The sequence below is a fragment of the Fimbriimonadaceae bacterium genome, from assembly GCA_019638775.1.
GTDB lineage: Bacteria > Armatimonadota > Fimbriimonadia > Fimbriimonadales > Fimbriimonadaceae > JAHBTD01.
In genome coordinates, this window is record JAHBTD010000067.1 from 1 (window position 1) to 4,162 (window position 4,162).

Below are 4,162 nucleotides of genomic sequence, written 5' to 3' on the forward strand. Positions count from 1 at the left end.
TCTCGCTCACCTTCTTCCGCAAGTCCGGTCTCAGTCGCGGCCCGCCGCTCGTCTGACAGTTGTCCCCGTTCACCAGCACGTCGGATGTCATGCAAGCCGTACCAAGCGTTTGCGAAGGCTCGTCGTGTCTCAATTCATTCGAAGAGACCGCACGCGCCTTAAAGACCATGGCGTGCCGGATGCGTCGGGGGATGGCGGGACCGGATGAACGACGGATCTCAGTTGTGCCCGTCGTCGTGTGCCGAAAATCGTTCGTTGCAGATTGAGATGTCAGGGCCACGATCGGCTATTCCGTGACTATTCACAGGCGAGACGGTTGTCAACCGATGTTGATAGGTCGTCTCGCTGAGTCGGCAGGAAGGGGTGACCATGCCTGATTATGAATTCCGCTGCTGCGGAAACCCTGGACGGAGTCTGGTGGCACGGTTGTTCATGGAGGAACGGCGGCGCACGCAAGAGCGCTACGTTGTGAAACCCGATGGGGTGACTACCCCGGCGGGACCGGCGCCACGAATCACCGCGCGCCATCGCTGCCGAGCCGTCCGGCAAGCCATGCGGACGAGACTGGTGAAACGATTGTTGCAACGTCTGGGATTCCCGCTCGGTCTGATTCTGGGAACGTGCTACTGATGACCATTCAGGCATTTACGATCCGTCTCTGCTTCGTGCTCGCGTATCTGGTGCTGGCACTGCCGCTTCCGGCGGCTCTGCTCGACCATGAGCTAGGGCTTCTGAGCGGTGATCCGGCTCACACGGTGCTCGACGACCATGCCTGGCTGGATCATGCGGCGGGGGCGGGCGGGGTGTCAGAAGAAAGCGCCTTCTGTGCTCCGGAGGTGAACGCGTCGGCGGTCGTCCCGACCGACGTCATCAGCGAATTCTTTGAGGTGTTGCGTCCTTCCGTTCGTGGTCCTCCTCCCCCAATCCGGTCACGCGCAGAGTAGGTGCGTCGGGACGCCTCGGCGTGAGCTGGACCCGCCCGGTGTGTGCCGGTGTGGGAAGCGCTTTCCATCATCTTCGCAAGCAGTGGAGGGGGCGAGTTGCCTCTTGGGGGAGGAGTGTCGTGACTCAGTATCGTCAAATTATGGTGGGTGTTGTCATATGGTTAGCGGGGAGTATCGCCGTCGGGTCGGATCCGATCTTGGCGGAATCCGGGGGCATGGAAGGTTCAGGTGCGCTGGAGTTACCGGTGGTGGAGGTGCGGGACCAGCCGATTCAGACCGGCGGAACGGGATCGTTGCATCTGGAAGAGGTCAGCCAGTCGGCGAGCCGGTTGGGCGTCTCGATTCGGGAGATCCCGGCAAGTGTGGAAGTAATCGATCAGACTCTGATGCAGGAGCGTGGACTTCGGACAATCTCAGAAGCCGTGCAGGGGGCCACCGGGCTGTCGGTGGGCGACTCGCCGGGTAACCCGGTCAATTTCTCCATGCGCGGTTTTACGAACAATCAACTGCGGCTGCTGTATGACGGTCTCCTCCTGGGGCCGGCGCAAATGACATCACGTCCGCGGGATACGTGGAATCTCGACCGAATCGAAGTGCTCAAGGGGCCGGCATCCGTCCTCTATGGCGAGGGAGCGTTGGGCGGGGCGATCAATTTTGTGACGAAACGCCCGTTCCGGGAGGATCATGTGGTCACCGATGCGCTATTGTCCATCGGCTCCTTCAATACGCTTCGAACGGCATTGGGCAGCGGCGGGCCGCTGGGATCGGACAAGCTGCACTATCGTGTCGATCTCAGTTATCAGCGCGCGGATCACTACGCCGGTGTGCAGCGGTCGCCCTATACGTATTGGAACCTGACGAGCGCCTTGTTGTACGACGCCGCCCCCACCCTCGCCTTCGAGCTCTCCTTCGACGTCACGCACGACCGGAGCGTGCCCTACTGGGGGACTCCGTTGATGCCGGGAGGGTTTTCCGGTTCGTCGGCGATCAACGGAGTCGTCACGACCAACGACGGCCGGACGATCGATGGCCGGATTCTCCGACAGAACTTCAATGTTGTTGATGCCGACATGAGTGCGACGACCTACTGGACCAAGTTCAAGACGAACTGGCAGCCGGCACACACCATCGAACTCCGCAATCAGGCCTATTACTACTGGGCCGAACGCAACTGGCAAAACGCCGAGACCTACCAGTTCAATCCGGGTACGCAATTGATCGATCGGGACCGGTTCTTTGTCCAGCACGATCAGTACATTGTCGGCGATCGGATGGAGGCTCAGATCAAGGAGCGGCTTTTTGAGCACGGAAACCGGTTTGTGATCGGCGTGGAATTCAGCCATCTGCATCTGAACCGCCCCAGCTTCTTCGGCGGGGGAGACAGCATCGATCCGCTGGCGATCCCGAGCGGGTCCTTCGGGTCGATCACCTCGGCTGAGCAGCGGACGACGATTACGACTGCCGCGCTCTTCGTCGAAGAGCAATTCAACATTACGGAGGCGCTCAAGCTAGTCGGTGGCATGCGGCATGATCGTATCGATCTGGACCGGCAACTCTTCAATGCCGCCGGGGTCTTCAATACGACCGCCAGCTTTGAACGGAGCTTCAATCCGACGACCTGGCGAGCGGGATTGGTCTATGACCTGCTGCCGACCTTGACCCTCTACGGTCAGTATGCCACGGCGGCGGATCCGGTCGGGACCAATGTGTTCATCGTGCGGGCGGCGGAGAATTTCGATCTGGCGACTGGTGCGCAGTGGGAAGTCGGCGCGAAGGGACAGCTGTGGCACAACCGGGCCGAGTGGACCGTGGCCTATTTCGACATCTATCGAAAGAACATCCTGACCCAGACGTCGCTGACGGCGGCACAGAACGTGGGTCGACAGACGTCGAAGGGCATCGAGCTGAGCGGCGCCATCCGGCCGACCGATGCCTGGCGATTGCAGGGAAACGTTACGGTCCTATCAGCTCGGTTTGCTGATTTCTCCGAGTCGGCGGGCAGCAGCGTCGCGAGTCGTGGCGGTAACCGGCCGCCGAACGTGCCGGAAGTGATGGCGAATCTATGGAGCGTGTACCGGGTGCCGTTTGTCGTGCCGTTCGATCTAGGTGCCGCGTTCCGGTATGTCGGCCATCGGTATGCCGAGAATGCCAATGCCGTGCGATTGAACGCCTACATCACTGCCGATGCATGGATTACCGTGCCATACAAGAATGTGACGGTCACGCTGCGTGGTCGCAATCTTCTGGATAAGACCTATGCGATCTGGGCGGACCCGTTCTACCCGAGTCAGGTTCTGATCGGGGCCCCGAGGACGGTGGAACTCATGATGACGGCGCGGTTCTGAGATGACGTTATGCGCGAGGGGCGTCGAGGTGTCGATGGTTCATCGGGCCATGAAGGGTCGGCTTGTCGGGAGGCGACTGATGTGGGCGACGGACCAGGCCGACAGCTCGAAGACCGGGCTCAACCTCTGAGAGTGCGGGCGGTGGAAGACCCGAGAAGATGGACCCCCTCTCAGATCACAGGCAGCCGTCCGAGTATTGGGGGGAGAGGCCACGTTGTGGTCCACTACACCGCTTTGGCGGCGAGCGACTCCGCCATGCCGTACAGCAACGCTTCGGTGTCGCTCCAGCCCAGGCAGGAATCGGTGATGGACATGCCGTAGGTCAACGCCTTGTTCGGGTCCCAGCTTTGCCGGCCGCCTTGCAGGTGGCTCTCCAACATGAGGCCCATGATCGAACGGCGGCCTTGCTGGAATTGTTTGAGCACCTCGCCGGCGACTTCCACCTGGCGTTGGTGATTCTTGCCGGAATTGTCGTGCGAACAGTCCACCATCACGCCACGGGCCAGTCCTTCGCTGGCGACGGCTGCTTCTGCGCGGGCGATATCTTCGACACTATAGTTCGTGCGTCCGCCGCCGCCGCGCAGGACGATGTGATGGTCGGGGTTGCCGGTGGTCTTGATAATGGAGGTGATGCCGTCGGCGTTGACGCCGACAAAATGGTGCGGGCTGCGGCTGGTGATCATCGCATTGATGGCCACCTGCAGGCTGCCTTCCGTGCCGTTCTTAAACCCGACCGGCATGGAGAGGCCGCTGGCCATTTCTCGGTGAATCTGGCTTTCGGTTGTCCGCGCGCCGATGGCGGTCCAGCTCAACAGGTCGGCAATGTATTGCGGGGTCACGGGATCGAGCAGTTCCGTGGCGCAGGGCAGACCT

General features: G+C 61.1%; 4 protein-coding genes. 2 read left to right on the forward strand and 2 right to left on the reverse strand.

Annotation, left to right across the window (positions count from 1 at the left end):
* The coding region (locus KF784_19730) for a hypothetical protein (protein ID MBX3121292.1) at positions 1–280 on the reverse strand (280 nt) is incomplete at its 3' end.
* A gap of 349 nt (positions 281–629) precedes the next feature.
* Here KF784_19730 and KF784_19735 point away from each other — a divergent pair.
* Both KF784_19735 and KF784_19740 read left to right on the forward strand, forming a co-directional pair.
* Positions 630–944 carry a hypothetical protein gene (locus tag KF784_19735; protein MBX3121293.1) on the forward strand — a complete coding sequence of 105 codons (315 nt, stop codon included), beginning with the start codon at positions 630–632 and terminating at the stop codon, positions 942–944.
* 119 nt (positions 945–1,063) lie between these two features.
* Entirely contained in the window at positions 1,064–3,289 is a 2,226-nt protein-coding gene (locus tag KF784_19740) for a TonB-dependent receptor (protein ID MBX3121294.1), read from the forward strand.
* 224 nt (positions 3,290–3,513) lie between these two features.
* On the opposite strand, the gene KF784_19745 is transcribed toward KF784_19740, so the two are convergent.
* Positions 3,514–4,162 (reverse strand): 3-deoxy-7-phosphoheptulonate synthase (locus tag KF784_19745; GenBank protein ID MBX3121295.1); only part of this gene is annotated, 649 nt, incomplete at its 5' end.

Excerpts from the sequence above, each read along its gene's own strand:
- KF784_19735 (MBX3121293.1), top strand. The coding sequence starts at position 630 with ATGACCATTCAGGCATTTACGATCCGTCTCTGCTTCGTGCTCGCGTAT.